Below are 19,313 nucleotides of genomic sequence, written 5' to 3' on the forward strand. Positions count from 1 at the left end.
GGCTGATCAAACCAGTTCGACGTCGACAACGCCGGGGGCGGCGCGAAGGGCGGCGGCGATCTCAGGGGTGATGCGGTATTTCTCCGGCAGCGCCACCTCCACCTCGCGTTTGCCCTCCTCCTTGATGACGATGAAGGAAACGAGGCCGTCGCCCCTGGCGTTCAAGTGGCCGGCGACCATCCTGAGCGGCCCGGAATCCCTGACATAGACGCGCAGCGCCTTCTGCATCTGCAGCGACTTTTCCTCCAGCGACTGAATCGTCTGGATGCGCAGGCCGATGCCCTCCGGCCGCTCCTCGCCGGTGGCCGTCAGCACGAAGGATTTGCCGGATTCGAGCACGTCGCGATACTGGTTCAGCATTTCCGAAAACAGCACCGCTTCGAACTGGCCGGAAGAATCCGAAAAGACGATAATGCCCATCTTGTTGCCGGTGCGGGTCTTGCGCTCCTGCTTGGAGATGACGGTGCCGGCAAGCCGGGCATTGGCCGCGCCCTGTTTGATCGCTTGGGAAAATTCGGCAAAGGTCTGCACCCGCATCTTCTGCAGGATGTTGTTGTAGGAATCGAGCGGGTGGGCCGTGAGATAGAAGCCCAACACCTGGAATTCCTTCAGCAGCCGCTCCGAGGGGAGCCAGGGCGAGAACGGCGGCAGCGAGATTTTCTCCGGTCCCGTGGTCAGCGTGCTGCCGAAAATGTCCGACTGGCCGCTCAGCTTGTTCTCCTGGGCGCGCTGGGCATAACCGAGGATGCGGTCGAGGCCGGCGGCTAGCTGGGCGCGGTCCATATCGAAACAATCGAAGGCGCCGGCATAGATCAGGCTTTCGAGCACGCGGCGATTGACCTGGCGCGGATCGATGCGCAGGCAGAAATCCTCGATGCTGGCGAAGGGCTTATCGCCACGCACCGCGACGATATGGTCGACGGCGGATTCGCCGACGCCTTTGAGGGCGGCGAGCGCGTAGTAGATGCGGTTGTCGCCGGTTTCGAAATGGCGGAAGGAGGTCTGCACCGAGGGTGCGATCACCTCGATGCCAAGGCGCTTGGCATCCTGGCGGAAATCATTGACCTTTTCCGTATTGGACATGTCGAGCGTCATCGAGGCGGCGAGGAATTCGACCGGATAATGCGCCTTCATGTAGGCCGTCTGGTAGGAGACGATGGCGTAGGCGGCGGCATGCGACTTGTTGAAGCCGTAATTGGCGAACTTCGCCAGCAGTTCGAAGATATTGTCGGCCTGCGGCTTCGACACACCGTTCTTGACGGCGCCGACGACGAAGCGCTCGCGCTGCTGGTCCATCTCGGCCTTGATCTTCTTGCCCATGGCGCGGCGCAGAAGGTCGGCTTCACCCAGCGAATAACCGGACAGGACCTGGGCGATCTGCATCACCTGCTCCTGGTAGACGATGACGCCTTGCGTTTCCTTGAGCAGGTGGTCGATCATCGGATGGATCGATTCCAGCTCTTCGTCACCGTGCTTGCGGGCATTGTAGGTCGGGATGTTCTCCATCGGGCCCGGACGATAGAGCGCCACCAGCGCGATGATGTCCTCGATGCAGTCCGGCTTCATGCCGATCAGCGCCTTGCGCATGCCGGCACTTTCCACCTGGAACACGCCGACCGTTTCACCGCGCGACAGCATCTCGTAGGTCTTCTTGTCGTCGAGAGGAATGGCCGCGAGATCGACCTTGATGCCGAGCTTGGCGACGAAATCGACAGCGACCTTCAGCACCGTCAGCGTCTTCAGACCGAGGAAGTCGAACTTGACCAGGCCGGCCTGCTCGACCCATTTCATGTTGAACTGGGTGACCGGCATATCGGAGCGCGGATCGCGATACATCGGCACCAGCTTGGAAAGCGGGCGGTCGCCGATGACGATGCCGGCGGCATGGGTCGAGGCGTGGCGGTAAAGTCCCTCGATCTTCTGGGCGATATCGAGCAGGCGCGCGACAACCGGTTCCTTAGCCGCCTCCTCCTGCAGCTTCGGCTCCTCTTCGATCGCTTTGGACAGCGGGGTCGGATTGGCCGGGTTGTTCGGCACCAGTTTGCAGATCTTGTCGACCTGGCCGTAAGGCATTTCCAGCACGCGGCCGACGTCGCGAAGGGCGGCGCGCGCCTGCAGCGAACCGAAGGTGATGATCTGCGCCACCTGCTCGCGGCCATACTTGGCCTGGACGTAGCGGATCACCTCTTCGCGGCGGTCCTGGCAGAAGTCGATGTCGAAGTCCGGCATCGAGACGCGTTCGGGATTGAGGAAGCGCTCGAAGAGCAGCGAAAAACGCAAGGGATCGACGTCGGTGATCGTCAAGGCATAGGCGACCAGCGAACCGGCGCCCGAGCCGCGGCCGGGACCGACGGGAATGTCATGCTGCTTGGCCCATTTGATGAAGTCGGCAACGATCAGGAAGTAGCCGGGAAACCGCATGCGTTCGATAACGCTGAGCTCGAAATCCAGCCGCTCGCGATAATCCTTCTCCTCGTAACCCGGCGACATGCCGAGCGTTGCAAGCCGCATGTCCAGCCCTTCGACCGCCTGGCGGCGCAGCTCGCTCGCCTCGGCGCGTTCGGCCTCCTCGGCATCGTCGGTCGCACCGGTGAAACGCGGCAGGATCGGCTTTCTGGTCTTCAGCACGAAGGAGCAGCGCCTGGCGATCTCGATGGTATTTTCGAGCGCTTCCGGCAGGTCGGCGAAGAGCTTGGCCATCTCGGCCCGGCTCTTCAGGTAGTGATCGGGCGTCAGGCGAAAGCGGCTGTCGTCGGAGACGATGGCGTTGTGCGCGACCGCCATCAGCGCATCATGGGCATCGTAATCGTCGCGCGTCGGAAAGAAGGCCTCGTTGGTCGCAACCAGCGGCAGGTCGTGGGCATAGGCAAGCCCGACAATCTTCTGCTCGTGCCGCTTGTCGTAGGTGCCGTGGCGCTGCAGCTCGACATAGAGCCTGTCGCCGAAGAGACGCTTCAGCAAGAGCAGCCGGGCCTCCGCCTGGGCGGGATGTCCTTCCCTGATCGCGATGTCGACCGGGCCGGTCGGGGCGCCGGTCAATGCGATCAGCCCTTCCGTGCCGGCCTCTTCCAACCAGGAGGCTTTGATATGAACGGCCTGGTTGCTTTCGCCGCCGAGATAGGCCCGGCTGACGAGATCGACGAGCCGTTCGTAGCCGGCATCGGTCGCGGCGAGAAGAACGATCGACGGCAGCTTGACCAGGGCTTGCTGGCCGCCGCGCTTTTCCGTTTCCAACCCATCTCCCATGTCGATCGAGACCTGACAGCCGATGATCGGCTGCAGGCCCTCGTCCATCGCCTTCTGGGAGAATTCGAGGGCGACGAACAGATTGTTGGTGTCGGTGATCGCAATCGCCGGCTGGCTGTCGCCGGTCGCCTTGTAGAGGATCTTCTTCAGCGGCAGAGCGCCCTCGAGAAGCGAATAGGCGGAATGGACCCTCAGGTGGATGAAACCCGGCGTGCCGCCGGTCGCCTCACCCGTTGAACCCTTTGCCGTGTCCGCCATGACATGCCTTCCCAATCACCCGAATGAATCGGACGCATTGTCGGCATAGAGGGCGATGATGTCCAGAAGAAGTCCCACCTCCGGACCGCATGATTGCCATGCGGTCCCCTGAAAACTTTAGATCGCCATCACGATGAGCGAGAAGCTGGCAACGAACATTGCGATGGAGGTGAATGCTGCGATATCACGGATCATGTCAGTCATCGGGCTCTCCTTTACTCGTTATGTTTTCAATTTGTTCCATGTATGTTCCGTTGTCAACAGGAATCTTTTCCTTCTTTCTTGCGTGTGGAAAATCCCGGATGCGCGCGGCGAATCGCACGAACTGGCACTTGTTGTGATCTGGGGCCGCCATGCCCTTGCCCCGCCCCCACAGACCAGACATCGTGTTCGGGCGGCCGCCTTCCCCTCAAAGTGATGCGCTTATTCCACCAGAAGTTCTCTTTTTGTTCTTTACATGTCGCGACCTATTTGCCAGCATCGGGCCGAAGGGAGAACGACATGCTCGACATTGCGATGCTGAATGAATTCATCGTGGAGGCGAAGGCTGCGACCTATGTCGGGGGCGGCGTGCCGCGCGCGCCGTGCCGGCCGGGTTCCCACGATATCGGTTACGAACGCGGTGACTGGCGCTATCTCGACAGCTATTTCGGCGGCACCGATTTCGCCGGGCAGGAAGTGGTGTGGTTTGCCGGAGAGCCCGCCTGGGCGATGAATTATTTCGGCTGCGTCATTGCGCCTGAGCTCATCGACGGCACAGCAGCCGGAGCGGTGATCAAGGCTGCACTTTCGGCGATGTATCGAGAGGGCCGGTTTCTGGACGGCATGGAATTCGATCATCCGTTCGGCCGCTATATCGATAGCAGCGAAGGCGGCTGTGCGCGGTTCACCGGCCATGAACGCATCATGGTCGACGGCCAGAAGGCCTATGCGCTCGATTATCGCGGCGGGCTGGTCATCCCCTGAGCACAGCCTCAGAAATCAACGATCTTGCCGTCGGAGATCGTGACGCGCCGATCCATGCGGCGGGCAAGCTCGTGATTGTGGGTGGCGATCAGGGCGGCAAGGCCGGACTGGCGCACCAGCGCTTCCAGCGCGTCGAAGACGTAGCTTGCCGTTTCCGGGTCGAGATTGCCGGTCGGCTCATCGGCAAGAAGCAGGGTCGGCGCATTGGCGACGGCGCGGGCGATCGCAACGCGCTGCTGCTCGCCTCCGGAAAGCTCGCCCGGGCGGTGCGAACCACGATGGCCGATGCGCATATAATCGAGAAGCTGGCCGGCCCGCTCTCCGGCTTCCTTCCAGGAAAGCCCGGCGATCAGCTGCGGCATCATGATGTTTTCGAGCGCCGAGAATTCCGGCAGCAGGTGGTGGAACTGGTAGACGAACCCGATTTCGCTGCGGCGGATCGCGGTACGTTTATCGTCGCTCAGGCCGTCACAGGCATGGCCATTGATGTTGACTTCACCGCCGTCCGGATGCTCCAGGAGGCCGGCGACATGCAGCAGCGTCGATTTGCCGGTGCCGGAAGGGGCGACGAGAGCGACGATTTCGCCTTTCGATATCGAAAAATCTGCGCCCTTCAGGATCGGGAGCAGCGTATCGCCCTGCCCGTAATGGCGCTCGACGCCGGTAAGCTTGAGAACGACGTTGCGTTTCATGAAGGCGGCATTCCTTATTCGTAGCGCAGGGCCTGCACCGGATCGAGCTTTGAAGCACGCCAGGCGGGGAAAATGGTCGCAATGAAGGACAGCGTCAGCGCCATGACGACGATCGAGATCGTTTCGCTGAGATCCATTTCGGCCGGCAGCTGGCTGAGGAAATAGACCTGCGGATTGAAGAGTACGGTGCCTGATATCCAGGAGAAGAACTGGCGGACAGATTCGATGTTGACGCAGACGAGAACGCCGAGCAGAACGCCGGCAATAGTGCCGACGATGCCGATCGCTGCCCCGGTCATGAAGAAGATGCGCATGATCGCACCGGCGGTGGCGCCCATGGTGCGCAGAATGGCGATATCGCTGCCCTTGTCCTTCACCAGCATGATGAGGCCGGAAATGATATTCAGCGCCGCGACAAGCACGATCAGCGTCAAGATCATGAACATGACGTTGCGCTCGACCTGGAGTGCGGAGAAGAAGGTCTGGTTGCGCTGGCGCCAGTCGGTAATGGCGATCTGGCGGCCGGCCGCCTCCTCCACCTTGGGCCTGAGATCGTCGATATCGTCCGGATTGTCGACGAAGAGCTCGATCGACTGCACCAGCCCCTCGGCGTTGAAATAGAGCTGCGCTTCCTCGAGCGGCATGAAGATGATCGAGGAGTCATATTCCGACATGCCGATCTCGAAGAGGCCTGAGATCTTGTAGGACTTGATGCGCGGGCTGACGCCCATCGGCGTGATGTCACCATCTGGCGACGTCAGCGTAATGAGATCGCCGACGCGCAGACCGAGCTGGTCGGCCATGCGGGTGCCGATCAGCACACCGTCGCCGGAGGCATAGCCGACCATATCGCCGGATTTGATGTTGTCGGAGATCGTCTTGAGCTTGGTCAGGTCGTCGGCGCGGGCGCCGCGCACCAGCGCGCCGGTGCTGCCACCGGCCTGGGCGGAAGCGAGCACCTGGCCCTCCACCAAGGGCAGCGCCATCTTGACGCCGGGTACGGCGGCGAGCTTGCCGCTGAGAGCGGGATAATCGGTGAAGGGGCCGTCGACCGGCTGGACGATCATGTGGCCGTTAATGCCGAGAATGCGCGAAACGAGCTCGGTGCGGAAGCCGTTCATAACGGCCATGACGATGATCAACGTCGCAACGCCCAGCATGATGCCGACGAAGGAGAAGCCGGCGATTACCGAGATGAAGGCCTCCTTGCGGCGGGCGCGCAGATAACGCCACGCCACGAGGCGTTCGAAGGTGGAAAATGGCTTGCCAGCCGGACCCAAGCCGGATTTTGAACTCCGGTCCACTGCTGCCTCTGCCATTTCGCCTCCGTTTCCTTAAGCCACGAACCGGTTGATCGCCGCTTCGATGGTCATCGTTTCGCGGGCGCCGGTCTTGCGGTCCTTCACTTCAACTTCGCCGTTGGCGACCGCGCGCGGGCCGGCGATGATCTGGACGGGCACGCCGATCAGGTCGGCGGTCGCGAATTTCGTACCGGCCCGATCGTCGGTATCGTCGTAGAGCACATCCTTGCCGGCCTTGCTCAGCGCGGCATAGATCAGCTCGCAGGTATCGTCGCAGGCCTGATCGCCCGCCTTCATGTTGATCACCACGACATCGAAGGGCGCGACCGATGCCGGCCAGATGATTCCGTTGTCGTCATGCGATGCTTCGATGATGGCGGGAACAAGGCGTGTCGGCCCGATACCATAGGAACCCATGTGGACGAAGTGTTCCTTGCCGTCCGGTCCCTGCACTTTTGCGCCCATCGGCTCGGAATATTTGGTGCCGAAATAGAAGATGTGGCCGACCTCGATACCACGCGCCGAAAGCCGGTCGCCTTCGGGAACGGCGTTGAAAGCCGCCTCATCGTGCATTTCCGAGGTCGCCGCATAGAGCGAGGTCCACTTGTCGAAGATCGCCTGCAGGCCCTCGACGCTGTCGAAATCGGTCTGTTCGCCGGGAATATCGAAACCGACGAAATCCTTGTGGCAGAAGACTTCGGATTCGCCGGTGTCGGCGAGGATGATGAACTCATGGCTGAGATTGCCGCCGATCGGGCCGGTGTCGGCGCGCATCGGAATGGCGCGCAGGCCCAACCGATCGAAGGTTCTGAGATAGGCGGCGAACATCTTATTGTAGGAATGCTCCGCCCCTTCGCGCGTCAGATCGAAGGAATAGGCGTCCTTCATCATGAATTCGCGCGAGCGCATGGTGCCGAAGCGCGGACGGATCTCGTCGCGGAATTTCAGCTGGATGTGATAGAGATTGAGCGGCAGGTCCTTGTAGGATTTGACGGAAGAGCGGAAAATATCCGTTACCATCTCCTCGTTGGTGGGGCCGTAAAGCATCGGCCGATCCTGGCGGTCCTTGATGCGCAGCATCTCCTTGCCGTAGGCGTCATAGCGGCCGCTTTCCTGCCAGAGTTCGGCCGATTGCAGCGTCGGCATCGACAGCTCGATGGCGCCCGCGCGGTTCTGCTCGTCGCGGATAATGGCGTTGACCTTGTCGAGCACGCGCTTGCCGAGCGGCAGCCAGGAATAGATGCCCTGCGACTGCTGACGGATCATGCCGGCGCGCAGCATCAGCCGGTGGGAGACGATTTCCGCCTCCTTGGGATTTTCCTTGAGGATGGGCATGAAAAAGCGAGACAGACGCATGGCGGATTCCGAAGCAGTTGAGATCCCGCAGCAAGCGGAATCGAAGGCAATTGTTGATGTGGGAGCGTTCATAGCCGCTTCGCGGCAGGAAGGAAACCCGCAACGGATGTTGGCAACCTCCCGGAAGCGCATGTTCGCACCCGCAAAATGAACGGGCCAGAAAAAGCGCGTGTTTATAAGGACTTGAACGAAAATCTTGTCAACAGAAAAATTTTGCTAGAGTGTAGCAAAAATGCAAAAAAAGCTGATGACAAAGCCCAATGTTTGAGCTAGCTTTAGCTCACAAAACAGGCAGGAAGGATAAATTCTTGCCGAATTCGCGGTCAAGTCTTGGGAGGATCAGATCTTAGGCGCGCTCGTCGCAGCCCCGGCAACGGTTACAGATCACGCGATACTTAAAACAAGGCTTCTAGCCTTGTTTTTTTTTGGCTTTTCGGCTCCCCACCTCATCCACGAAACCCGCAGCTTCCGTAGGGGATGATCCTCATTCCGTTACGTCAGCTCTGTGCCGCAACAGCATGACGCCGGTATGACGAAATTCGCTTTTCAATAGATTTGCATATGCTCAAAGTTTGAGCAAAAGCCACACTTCAATAGAAGCTGGGACCGAGTTGCGGCAGGGCGTCGAAGCCCCAACCGAAATAGGTGTCGCAAACGTACCAGAGGCCGTAGATCACAGCCGAAATCAGCGTCGTCAGCGAAAAGACGAAAGCGGCGCGAAACCGGGCGGGCGCACTCGGAACGGTGCCGAGCACCACATCATTATCTTCCGCCTGGGTGCGCAGACCGATCGGCAGAACGGCGAAAAGCGTCATCCACCAGATGATGAAGTAGACGGCAAATCCCTGAAGAAAGATCTCGAGCATTATCGGTCCCGTTGATGTCGCGCTGATATCGCGTCCTTATACGGCGGAATGGCGACCAACTCAAAGCGAACGAAGCGTTTAGTCGCCTTCGGGTCACTCTGCCGCAGCAGGAGTCAGGCCTGTTCGAGTTCGATCAGCGTGCCAAAGAAATCCTTGGGATGCAGAAAGAGCACCGGCTTGCCATGCGCGCCGGTCTTCGGCTTGATATCGCCGAGCACTCTGGCACCCGCCTCGACCAGCCGGTCACGGGCGAGAAGAATATCGTCCACCTCGTAGCAGATGTGGTGCATGCCGCCGGACGGGTTCTTTTCGAGGAAGGCTGCGATCGGCGAAGTGTCACCCAGCGGCTGCAACAATTCGACCTTGGTGTTCGGCAGTTCGACGAAGACGACGGTGACGCCGTGCTCCGGCAGAGCCTGCGGCTGCGATACCGCAGCCCCTAGCGTGTCGCGATAGGCGGCCGTCGCCACTGCCAGATCGGGAACGGCGATGGCGATATGGTTGACCCGGCCGAGCATGATCAGACCTTGGTGACGAAGGCGGTGACGACGGGCTTCTTACCCCAGGCGTGATTGGCGGCCGAGCGGATGGCGCGGCGCACGGCCTCCTGCAGCATGTCGATATCCTTGCGGCGGGCGCGCGGAATGCTTTCGATGGCGCTGACCGCCGCGTCGAACAGCGTATCTTCCATCTCCTCGCCCTCGTCGTCATAGACCGGCAGGCCGATCGACACGAGATCGGGATCGCCGACGATGTCATAGCGGGCGTCGAGCACGACGTTGACGGCGACATGGCCGACATAGGAGAGCTTCTTGCGCTCGCCGATGCCCATCTCGTCGAAATCGCCGATCAGCGTGCCGTCCTTATAGATGCGGCCATGCGGCGCTTCGCCGATCACCTCGACGGGACCGGGCGCCAGTCGCAGGATATCGCCGTTGCGCACCCGCGGCACGATCGCGATCCCGGATTGCTCGGCCAATTCCTTGTGCGCCGTCAGATGCGTCGCCTCGCCATGCACCGGCACGACGATCTTCGGCCGCGTCCACTCATACATCCGCTGCAACTCGTTGCGGCGGGGATGGCCGGACACGTGGACCAGCGCCTCGGTATCGGTGATGATGTGCACGCCCTGCTCGACGAGGCCGTTCTTGATGTCCTGGATCGCCTTCTCGTTGCCGGGAATGGCGCGCGAGGAAAAGACGACGATATCGCCTGCCGCAAAGGCCACATTGCGCATCTCGTCGCGGGAGAGCTTGGCAAGGGCTGCCCGCGCCTCGCCCTGGCTGCCGGTCAGGATGACGACGACCTTGTCGCGCGGGATATAACCGTATTCCTCCTCGGAGATGAAGGGCTTCACGCCTTCCATCAGGCCGATATCCTGGGCGACATCGACGACGCGCTTCAGCGAACTGCCGAGCAGCAGCACTTCGCGGCCGGCCGCCTCGGCGGCCTCGGCAACGGTACGGATGCGCCCGACATTCGACGAGAAGGTGGTGATCGCCACCCTGCCCTCGGCATTCTCGATGATCTTGCGCAGACTTTCGGACACATCCTTCTCGGAGGGCGAAACACCGTCTCGCAGCGCATTGGTGGAATCGCACATCAGCGCCAGCACGCCCTCGTCGCCGAGTTGGCGGAAACGTGTCTCGTCGGTCAGCGGCCCGAGTGAAGGCTCGTGGTCGATCTTCCAGTCGCCGGTATGGATGACATTGCCGACCGGCGTGCGGATCATCAGCGACATCGGTTCGGGGATCGAATGGTTGACGGCAACGCCTTCGATGCTGAAGGGGCCGACATTGATCGTATCGCCCGCCTTGAACGGCGTCACCGGCACTTCGCCGATCGTCGCCTTCTCGAAATTGCGCTTGGCTTCGAGCAGACCCGCGGTAAAGCCCGACGCATAGACCGGCACATTGAGGCCGGGCCAGAGATCGGCCAGCGCGCCGTAATGGTCTTCATGCGCGTGGGTGATGATGATCGCCTTGAGGTTCTTCCGCTCGCTGGCGAGGAAGCGGATATCGGGCAGCACGAGGTCGACGCCCGGCAGGTCAGGCCCGGGAAAGGTGACGCCGCAATCGACCATGATCCACTGGCGATGCTCGGGCGGGCCGTAGCCATAAAGAGCGAGATTCATGCCAATCTCGCCAACGCCGCCCAGAGGCAGGAATACCAGTTCGTCCTGTTTCGCCATAATTTTCGTTTGTTCCGCTATCCAAAAAACACATCACCGGCGGCAATGGGCACTATCCTGCCAGCGCCGGTATCGAGCATCAACAAGCCATTATCATCAATTCCGGCGAATTGTCCGGAAATCGATCGGTCCGGCAAATTCACCGTAATCTTTTCGCCGATGCCGCAGGCGATGGCGCGCCAGAGCGCCGTGATCTCGCAGATGCCGCGGCCCTCGTCCCATAGATCAAGCACCTCAGCCATTGCGGCGAAGAGATGGGCGAAGAGTTCCTCCGGAGAGGCCGCACTTCCCTGCTGACGCAGGCAGGTGACGGGGTAGAGCGGATTATCCGGCATCACCGAGACATTGATGCCGATGCCGACAATCAGCGCGTAACGGCCGTCCGGCAGCCTCTCGCCTTCGACGAGGATGCCGCAGGTCTTCTTTCGGCCGATAAGAATATCGTTCGGCCATTTGACCTCGAGCGGCTCGGCGCCCGGAGGCAGCACCATGCGGATCGCCTGGTGTACGGCAACGGCAACGGCCAGCGGCAGAGAACTCAGGCGCTCCATCGGCGCCGGGTCGATCAGCAGAAGCGAAGCGTAGAGATTGCCGCGTTCGGAAACCCAGAGCCTGCCGCGGCGGCCGCGGCCGCCGGTCTGCCTTTCGGCGGTCACCCAGAGATTGCCGCCGTCGCCCGCCCGGGCCCGGGCGAGGCATTCGCTGTTGGTGGACGATGTCTCCGACAGAGCCTCGTGCCTGAAATCGCCGAGCGATATCCGGCGCCGCCCGTCGGAAGCCATCAAAAGAGCGTCGCGGCGGCAAGCTCTGCCGCGCCACCGATCGGACCGCCGATGAGGACATAGACGGTGACGAACAGGCCGGAGAGACCGAAGACCAGACGCAGCGCACCGGAGACACGGGCGAATTCGCCAGTCGCTTCATCGAACCACATCAGCTTGATGACCCGCAGATAGTAGTACGCGCCGACGACCGAGGCGAGAACGCCGATGATGGCAAGCGCATAGAGCTTGGCTTCGATGGCGGCGACGAAGACGAAGTACTTGGCGAAGAAGCCGGCGAGCGGCGGGATGCCGGCGAGCGAGAACATCAGCGCCGTCAGCACCACGGCCATGAACGGGTTCGTTGTGGAAAGGCCGGCGAGATCGTCGACATTCTCGACGACGGTGCCGTCCTTGCGGCGCATCGACATGATGATCGCGAAGGTGCCGAGCGTCATGACCATGTAGATGACCATGTAAAGCATGACACCGGTGACGCCGGTCTGGTTGCCGGCGGCAAGGCCGACCAGCGCATAACCCATGTGACCGATCGAGGAATAGGCCATCAGTCGCTTGATGTTCTTCTGGCCGATGGCGGCAAACGAGCCGAGCAGCATCGAGGCGATCGAGATGAAGACGACGACCTGCTGCCAGTCCGCCAGAACCGGCTGGAAGGCGGTGATGACGATACGGGTCATCATCGCCATGGCGGCAACCTTGGGGGCTGCGGCAAGGAAGGCGGTCACCGGCGTCGGCGCGCCTTCATACACGTCGGGCGTCCACATGTGGAAGGGAACGGCCGAAATCTTGAAGGCGATGCCGGCGAGGATGAAGACCAGGCCGAAGATGAGGCCGAGCGAACGCGCACCCTCGACCGACAGCGCCTGGGCGATCTCGGAGAAGTGGGTGTGGCCGGTGAAGCCATAGACCAGCGACATGCCGTAGAGCAGCATGCCGGAGGACAGCGCGCCGAGGACGAAATATTTCAGCCCTGCTTCGGTCGACTTCAGGCTGTCACGGTTGATCGCGGCGACGACATAAAGCGCCAGCGACTGCAGTTCCAGCGCCAGATAGAGCGAGATCAGGTCGTTGGCCGAGATCATCAGCAGGATGCCGAGGGTCGCAAGCACCAGCAGGACCGGGAACTCGAACTTGTCGAGCTGGTTCTCGCGGGCGTGACCGATCGTCATGAACAGAGCCACCAGCGAACCGATCAGCGCCACCAGCTTCATGAAGCGGGAGAAGCCGTCGGCCATGTAGACGCCGCCATAAGCAAGGCCTTCTGCGGGCACGAAGAGCAGCCACAGGCCCGAGGCCAGGAGCAGGACGATGGCGAGGCCGGTGACGACAAGGCCCGACCGCTCGCCTGAGAAGACGCCGACCATCAACAGGACAAGGGCGCCGACCGCGAGGATGAGCTCCGGCGCGGAAAGATGCAGACTGAGGAGAATTGTTTCAGCGGTCATGTCCAATAAGTCCCGTCATCATTTCATAGACAGCGCAACATTCTGCGCTGCGTGCACGGCGGCCGTGTAGTTGTTGACCAGCAGATCCACCGAGGCGGCCGTCGCATCGAAGACCGGAGCCGGGTAAACGCCGAAGAAGATGGTCAGCGCGACCAGCGGGTAAAGGATCAGTTGCTCACGCGGCGACAGATCGAGCAGCGCCTTCAGCTTCTCCTTCTCCAGCGCGCCGAAGATCACCCGGCGATAAAGCCAGAGCGCGTAGGCAGCCGAGAGGATGACGCCGGTGGCGGCAAAGAGCGCGACCCAGGTGTTGACCCGGAAGACGCCCATCAGCGTCAGGAATTCGCCGATGAAGCCCGACGTGCCGGGAAGCCCGACATTGGCCATGGTGAAGACCATCATCGCGACGGCATATTTCGGCATGTTGTTGACGAGGCCGCCATAGGCGTTGATCTCGCGGGTGTGGGTGCGGTCGTAGACGACGCCGACGCAGAGGAAGAGCGCGCCGGAGACGATGCCGTGCGACAGCATCTGGAAGATCGAGCCCTGAACGCCCTGCATGTTGGCCGCAAAGATGCCCATGGTCACGTAGCCCATATGGGCCACGGAGGAATAGGCGATCAGCTTCTTGATGTCGTCCTGCATCATCGCCACCAGCGAGGTATAGATGATGGCAATCACCGACATGGCGAAGACGAGCGGCGCGAAATAATCGGAGGCGACCGGGAACATGCCGAGCGAGAAGCGGATAAGACCGTAGCCGCCGAGCTTCAGGAGCACGCCGGCCAGGATCACCGAGCCTGCCGTCGGTGCCTGAACGTGGGCATCGGGAAGCCAGGTATGGACCGGCCACATCGGCATCTTCACCGCGAAGGAGGCGAAGAAGGCAAGCCATAACCAGGTCTGCAGCGCCGGCGGGAACTTGTAGGCGAGCAGCGCGGTGATGTCGGTCGTGCCGGCCTGCCAATACATCGCCATGATGGCGAGCAGCATCAGCACCGAGCCGAGCAGCGTATAGAGGAAGAACTTGTAGCTCGCATAGACGCGGTCCTTGCCGCCCCACACGCCGATGATCAGGAACATCGGAATGAGGCCCGCTTCGAAGAAGACGTAGAACAGCACGATATCGAGCGAGACGAAGACGCCGACCATCATCGTTTCCAGGATGAGGAAGGCGATCATATATTCCTTCAGGCGCTTCTCGATCGAGAGCCAGCTCGCCAGCACGCAGAAGGGCATGAGGAAGGTCGACAGGATGACGAACAGCATCGAGATGCCGTCGACGCCGACGTGGTAGCCGATGCCGGTGCCGAGCCAGTTATGCTTCTCGACCATCTGGAAGCCCGGATTAGCATTGTCGAAGCCGGTCCAGATCAAGAGCGAGACGACGAAGGTGAAGACGGTGGTGATGAGCGAGATCCACAGCACGTTCTTCCGGCCGGTTTCGCTCTCGCCGTTCATCAATAGCAGGAGCACCACGCCGACGAGCGGCAGGAAGGTGACCGTTGAAAGAATAGGCCAATCGGTCATCAGAAGGAACTCCCGAGCATCATCCAGGTAACGAGCGCCGCAATGCCGATCAGCATGGCGAAGGCGTAGTGATAGAGGTAACCGGTCTGCAGGCGGACGACGCGATCGGTGACGGCGACGACGCGGGCGGCGACGCCGTTCGGGCCGTAGGTGTCGATGACACCGACATCACCCTTCTTCCACAGGAAGCGGCCGAGCGCCTTGGCGGTGCGGACGAAGAGGAAGTCGTAGAGCTCGTCGAAATACCACTTGTTGAGCAGGAACTGGTAAAGCACGCGGTGCTGCTTGGCGAGGACGCGCGGCGTCTGCGGCGAGCGGATATACATGTACCACGCGGTGACGAAGCCGAGCACCATGGCGATGAAGGGGCTCAAGCCCACCAGCGCCGGCACATGGTGGAACTCTTCGACCAGTTCGTTCTCGGCGCCGGTAAAGAGCGCGCCCTTCCAGAACTCGGCATATTCCTCACCGTAGAACCGGCCTTCGAAGAAGTAGCCCGCAAGCACCGCGCCGATCGCCAGCAGATAGAGCGGCACCAGCATGACCTGCGGCGACTCGTGGACGTGATGCATGACCTCGTGCGAGGCGCGCGGCTTGCCGAAGAAGGTCATGAAGATCAGGCGCCAGGAATAGAAGCTCGTAAACAGAGCCGCGATGACCAGCAGCGAGAAGGCAAAGCCCGAGACCGGCGAATGCGATGCATAGGTCGCCTCGATGATCACGTCCTTGGAGAAGAAGCCGGCAAGGCCGACCGGCGTGAAGGGAATACCGACGCCGGTGATCGCCAGCGTGCCGATGAACATCATCCAGAACGTCACCTTTATGTGCGGATACAGGCCGCCCATGTAGCGCATGTCCTGTTCGCCATCCACGGCATGGATGACCGAGCCGGCGCAGAGGAAGAGCAGCGCCTTGAAGAAGGCGTGGGTGAAGAGATGGAAGATCGCCGCGCCATAGGCCCCTACCCCGAGCGCCACGAACATGTAGCCGAGCTGCGAGCAGGTGGAATAGGCGATGACGCGCTTGATGTCGTTTTGCACCAGGCCCACGGTCGCCGCGAAGAAGGCGGTGATCGCGCCGATCACGGTGACGACGACAAGCGCATCCGGTGACAGTTCGAACAGCGGCGACATGCGGGCGACGAGAAAGACGCCGGCGGTGACCATGGTGGCGGCATGGATGAGGGCCGAGACCGGGGTCGGGCCTTCCATGGCGTCCGGCAGCCAGGTGTGCAGCAGGAACTGCGCCGACTTGCCCATCGCGCCCATGAACAGCAGCAGGCAGATGCCGGTCAGCGCATGCGCCTTGTCGAGCTGCATGCCGAACAGGTTGAGGATCACCTCGCCCGCCTCGCCGCCGCCTTCATGCGGGGCGAAGTTCGAGGCATTGGCGAAGATCGTGTCGAAGTTGATCGAGCCGAACAGCACGAAGACGCCGGCAATGCCGAGCACGAAGCCGAAGTCGCCGACGCGGTTGACGATGAAGGCCTTCATCGCCGCGGCCGTCGCCGACGGCTTCTTGAACCAGAAGCCGATCAGCAGATAGGAGGCGAGACCGACGCCTTCCCAGCCGAAGAACATCTGGGCAAGGTTGTCTGCCGTCACCAGCATCAGCATGGCGAAGGTGAAGAGCGAGAGATAGGCGAAGAAGCGCGGACGGTGCGGATCGGTGTGCATGTAACCGATCGAATAGACATGCACCAGCGTCGAGACCGTGTTGACGACGATCAGCATGACCGAGGTCAGCGTATCCACGCGCAGCGACCAGGAGACGTCGATGCCGCCGGACTGGATCCAGCGCAGCACCTCGACCTTGATCGGGCCGCCTTCGGCATGACCCATGCCGACGGTGAAGAAGACGAACCAGGACAGGATGGCGGCGATGATCATCAGGCCGCTGGTGACATATTCCGAAGCCTTGGCGCCGATGGCGCGGCCGAAGAGGCCGGCGACGATCGCACCGATCAAGGGAAGAAAGACGATAGCCTTATAGAGGAACATGAGCCACTCAGCCCTTCATCATATTGACGTCTTCGACCGCGATCGAGCCGCGGTTGCGGTAGAAGACAACGAGAATTGCAAGACCGATCGCCGCTTCGGCTGCCGCGACCGTCAGGATGAACAGCGCGAAGACCTGGCCGACGATGTCGTTCAGGAAGGAGGAGAAGGCGACCATGTTGATGTTGACGGAAAGCAGGATCAGTTCGATCGACATCAGGATGACGATGACGTTCTTCCGGTTGAGGAAGATGCCGAAGACGCCGAGCGTGAAGAGGATGGCGCTGACCGTCAGGTAGTGGGAAAGTCCGATGACCATGTTCTTTGTTCCTTGACCTGCCTTTAGACGCCCTGCCCGGGCTTGACCGACACCACCTCGACGGCGGTGGCGGGCGTGCGGGCAACCTGCCTGGGGATATTCTGCCGCTTGATGTTGGTGCGGTGCCTGAGCGTCAGCACGATCGCGCCGATCATGGCCACCAGCAGCACCAGACCGGCGATCTGGAAGAAATAGACGTAGTTGGTGTAGAGCACGTCGCCGAGGGCGGCCGTATTGGTGCGCTCCGTCAGCGCCGGGATCGGCATGGCGACCGATTTGGCGATCTCAGGCGAGATGACGCTGCCGCCGATGACGACGATCAGCTCGGCCGCCAGGATCACCCCGATCAGCCCGCCGATCGGCGCATATTCGAGAACGCCGGCCCTCAGTTCGGTGAAGTCGATATCGAGCATCATCACCACGAAGAGGAAGAGCACGGCGACGGCGCCGACATAGACGACCAGCAGGATCATCGCCAGGAATTCGGCACCGAGCAGCAGGAAGAGGCCGGCCGCGTTGAAGAACACCAGGATCAGGAACAGAACCGAGTGAACCGGGTTCTTCGCCCAGATGACCATGAACGCCGACGCCACCGCGACAAAGGCGAAAAGATAGAAAAATAGAGCCTGCAGACCCATGTTGGTGCCTTTTTCATCTTCCCCCGGGCAGCCGGGAGTTTCCCTGCCCGATAGAGCTTTGCGCGGCGCGAACCGTCAAAGCTCCTGTGCATATTGACCGCGATCGGAGCAACTGCTCCATCGCGGCATTTCAAATCTCAATCAGCGGTACGGCGAGTCGATCGCGATGTTGCGGGCGATTTCGCGCTCCCACCGGTCTCCGTTGTCCAAAAGCCGCGCCTTGTCGAAATAAAGCTCTTCGCGGGTTTCCGTCGCAAATTCGAAATTCGGGCCTTCGACGATCGCGTCGACCGGGCAGGCTTCCTGGCAGAAGCCGCAATAGATGCACTTCACCATGTCGATGTCGTAACGCACCGTGCGGCGCGTGCCGTCATTGCGGCGGGGACCCGCCTCGATGGTGATCGCCTGGGCAGGACAGATCGCCTCGCAGAGCTTGCAGGCGATGCAGCGTTCCTCGCCGTTGGGATAACGGCGCAGCGCATGCTCGCCGCGGAAACGCGGGGAGACCGGACCCTTTTCGAAGGGATAGTTGATCGTCGCCTTCTGGCGGAAGAAATAGCGCATCGACAAGAAGAACGCGCCGACGAATTCCTTGAGAAACAGCGAGCTGATGGAGCCGGACAAGCTTGCCATCTTCAACCTCCAATTTTGCCGGAAACGAGAGCGGACATGATCATGCCCAACCCGTCAGTTTCAGCACGAATGCAACGATGACGACCATGGCGAGCGACAGCGGCAGGAAGACCTTCCAGCCGAGGCGCATGAGCTGGTCGTAGCGGTAACGCGGTACGAAAGCCTTGACCATCGCGAACATGAAGAACACGAAGCAGGCCTTCAGCATGAACCAGATGATGCCCGGCACCCAATTGATGAGCCAGAAATCGACCGGCGGCAGCCAGCCGCCAAGGAAAAGGATGGTCGTCAGCGAGCACATCAGGACGACGGCGGCATATTCGCCGAGCATGAACATCATGTATGGCGAGGAGCCGTATTCGACCATGAAGCCGGCGACGAGTTCCGATTCGGCTTCCGGAAGGTCGAAGGGCGGACGGTTCGTCTCGGCGAGCGCCGAAATGAAGAAGATGATGAACATCGGGAAGAGCGACAGCCAGTGCCAGTCGAGGAACGACGACGGCAGGCCGAGCATGGTGCCGAGGCCGGTATGCTGGGCATTGACGATATCGGTCAGGTTCAGCGAGCCGACGCAGAGAAGCACGGTGACGATGACGAAGCCGATCGAGACTTCATAGGAGACCATCTGTGCCGCCGAGCGCAGCGCGCCGAGGAAGGGATACTTCGAGTTCGAAGCCCAGCCGCCCATGATGATGCCGTAGACCTCGAGCGAGGAGATGGCGAAAATATAGAGGATGCCGACATTGATGTTGGCGATCACCCATCCGTCGGCCAGCGGCACCACCGCCCAGGTGGACAGCGCCAGAAGCACCGTCACCAGCGGGGCCAGCAGGAACACCGCCTTGTTGGCGCCGGCCGGAATGATCGGCTCCTTGAAGACGAACTTCAGAAGGTCGGCGAAGGACTGGAACAGGCCGAAAGGACCGACGACGTTCGGGCCGCGGCGCAGCTGCACGGCCGCCCAGATCTTGCGGTCGGCGAGCAGCACATAGGCGATGAAGACGAGCAGGCAGACCAGAAGCAGCAGCGACTGACCGATCATGATGATCGCCGGCCAGACATAGGTCGAAAAGAAAGAATCCATAGTCCCCTG

General features: G+C 61.2%; 18 protein-coding genes. 3 read left to right on the forward strand and 15 right to left on the reverse strand.

Annotated elements, in window-relative coordinates:
• Window positions 1-6: 6 nt before the first annotated feature.
• Complete coding sequence (gene dnaE, locus EEQ99_RS13770; protein WP_047616547.1) at window positions 7-3,504, reverse strand: DNA polymerase III subunit alpha; 3,498 nt, start codon at window positions 3,502-3,504, stop codon at window positions 7-9.
• Between the two features lie 133 nt (window positions 3,505-3,637).
• Between dnaE and EEQ99_RS13775 the strand changes: the two genes are divergently transcribed.
• Window positions 3,638-3,922: a hypothetical protein gene (locus EEQ99_RS13775; protein ID WP_127430619.1), complete on the forward strand. Its 285-nt coding sequence runs from the start codon at window positions 3,638-3,640 to the stop codon at window positions 3,920-3,922.
• Between the two features lie 83 nt (window positions 3,923-4,005).
• On the forward strand, window positions 4,006-4,470 hold the full coding sequence (locus EEQ99_RS13780; protein WP_047616542.1) for a DUF5680 domain-containing protein: 465 nt from the start codon (window positions 4,006-4,008) through the stop codon (window positions 4,468-4,470).
• An 8-nt stretch (window positions 4,471-4,478) separates the two neighbouring features.
• Here EEQ99_RS13780 and EEQ99_RS13785 read toward each other — a convergent pair whose 3' ends face one another.
• From EEQ99_RS13785 to proS, 3 genes are read right to left on the reverse strand one after another with little or no spacing between them, the layout of a single operon-like run.
• The gene (locus EEQ99_RS13785) at window positions 4,479-5,162 is read right to left on the reverse strand and encodes an ABC transporter ATP-binding protein (protein ID WP_047616540.1); all 684 of its coding nucleotides are present in this window, start codon (window positions 5,160-5,162) and stop codon (window positions 4,479-4,481) included.
• A gap of 14 nt (window positions 5,163-5,176) precedes the next feature.
• On the reverse strand, window positions 5,177-6,481 hold the full coding sequence (locus EEQ99_RS13790) for a lipoprotein-releasing ABC transporter permease subunit (protein WP_047616538.1): 1,305 nt from the start codon (window positions 6,479-6,481) through the stop codon (window positions 5,177-5,179).
• 15 nt (window positions 6,482-6,496) lie between these two features.
• The gene (gene proS, locus EEQ99_RS13795; RefSeq protein WP_127430620.1) at window positions 6,497-7,819 is read right to left on the reverse strand and encodes a proline--tRNA ligase; all 1,323 of its coding nucleotides are present in this window, start codon (window positions 7,817-7,819) and stop codon (window positions 6,497-6,499) included.
• On the opposite strand from proS, the gene EEQ99_RS34610 reads away from it, so the two are divergent.
• Window positions 7,818-7,970 (forward strand): hypothetical protein, encoded by a 153-nt coding sequence (locus tag EEQ99_RS34610; protein WP_164735936.1) that lies wholly within the window; start codon window positions 7,818-7,820, stop codon window positions 7,968-7,970. The genes proS and EEQ99_RS34610 overlap by 2 nt on opposite strands.
• 439 nt (window positions 7,971-8,409) lie before the next feature.
• Here EEQ99_RS34610 and EEQ99_RS13800 read toward each other — a convergent pair whose 3' ends face one another.
• From EEQ99_RS13800 to nuoH, 11 genes are all read right to left on the reverse strand, one after another.
• Window positions 8,410-8,685 (reverse strand): DUF1467 family protein, encoded by a 276-nt coding sequence (locus tag EEQ99_RS13800; protein ID WP_047616533.1) that lies wholly within the window; start codon window positions 8,683-8,685, stop codon window positions 8,410-8,412.
• A gap of 113 nt (window positions 8,686-8,798) precedes the next feature.
• Entirely contained in the window at window positions 8,799-9,203 is a 405-nt protein-coding gene (gene mce, locus EEQ99_RS13805; RefSeq protein ID WP_047616531.1) for a methylmalonyl-CoA epimerase, read from the reverse strand.
• 2 nt (window positions 9,204-9,205) lie between these two features.
• Window positions 9,206-10,876, reverse strand: a complete 1,671-nt coding sequence (locus EEQ99_RS13810) for a ribonuclease J (protein ID WP_047616529.1) — start codon at window positions 10,874-10,876, stop codon at window positions 9,206-9,208.
• Window positions 10,877-10,893: 17 nt separating this feature from the next.
• Window positions 10,894-11,658, reverse strand: a complete 765-nt coding sequence (locus EEQ99_RS13815) for a biotin--[acetyl-CoA-carboxylase] ligase (protein ID WP_047616527.1) — start codon at window positions 11,656-11,658, stop codon at window positions 10,894-10,896.
• Window positions 11,658-13,103, reverse strand: a complete 1,446-nt coding sequence (nuoN, locus tag EEQ99_RS13820; protein WP_048338649.1) for an NADH-quinone oxidoreductase subunit NuoN — start codon at window positions 13,101-13,103, stop codon at window positions 11,658-11,660. Before nuoN ends, EEQ99_RS13815 begins: the two co-directional genes overlap by 1 nt.
• A gap of 18 nt (window positions 13,104-13,121) precedes the next feature.
• The gene (locus EEQ99_RS13825) at window positions 13,122-14,633 is read right to left on the reverse strand and encodes an NADH-quinone oxidoreductase subunit M (RefSeq protein ID WP_047616524.1); all 1,512 of its coding nucleotides are present in this window, start codon (window positions 14,631-14,633) and stop codon (window positions 13,122-13,124) included.
• The gene (nuoL, locus tag EEQ99_RS13830; protein WP_127430621.1) at window positions 14,633-16,633 is read right to left on the reverse strand and encodes an NADH-quinone oxidoreductase subunit L; all 2,001 of its coding nucleotides are present in this window, start codon (window positions 16,631-16,633) and stop codon (window positions 14,633-14,635) included. Before nuoL ends, EEQ99_RS13825 begins: the two co-directional genes overlap by 1 nt.
• 7 nt (window positions 16,634-16,640) lie before the next feature.
• The gene (gene nuoK, locus EEQ99_RS13835; protein ID WP_063474307.1) at window positions 16,641-16,949 is read right to left on the reverse strand and encodes an NADH-quinone oxidoreductase subunit NuoK; all 309 of its coding nucleotides are present in this window, start codon (window positions 16,947-16,949) and stop codon (window positions 16,641-16,643) included.
• 23 nt (window positions 16,950-16,972) lie between these two features.
• Window positions 16,973-17,587 carry an NADH-quinone oxidoreductase subunit J gene (locus tag EEQ99_RS13840; RefSeq protein ID WP_047616520.1) on the reverse strand — a complete coding sequence of 205 codons (615 nt, stop codon included), beginning with the start codon at window positions 17,585-17,587 and terminating at the stop codon, window positions 16,973-16,975.
• A gap of 141 nt (window positions 17,588-17,728) precedes the next feature.
• Window positions 17,729-18,220, reverse strand: a complete 492-nt coding sequence (nuoI, locus tag EEQ99_RS13845; protein ID WP_003547385.1) for an NADH-quinone oxidoreductase subunit NuoI — start codon at window positions 18,218-18,220, stop codon at window positions 17,729-17,731.
• Window positions 18,221-18,260: 40 nt separating this feature from the next.
• Window positions 18,261-19,304 carry an NADH-quinone oxidoreductase subunit NuoH gene (gene nuoH / locus EEQ99_RS13850; RefSeq protein WP_047616518.1) on the reverse strand — a complete coding sequence of 348 codons (1,044 nt, stop codon included), beginning with the start codon at window positions 19,302-19,304 and terminating at the stop codon, window positions 18,261-18,263.
• Window positions 19,305-19,313: the final 9 nt, after the last annotated feature.

Source organism: Rhizobium anhuiense (assembly GCF_003985145.1).
In the GTDB taxonomy this organism is placed as follows: domain Bacteria; phylum Pseudomonadota; class Alphaproteobacteria; order Rhizobiales; family Rhizobiaceae; genus Rhizobium; species Rhizobium anhuiense.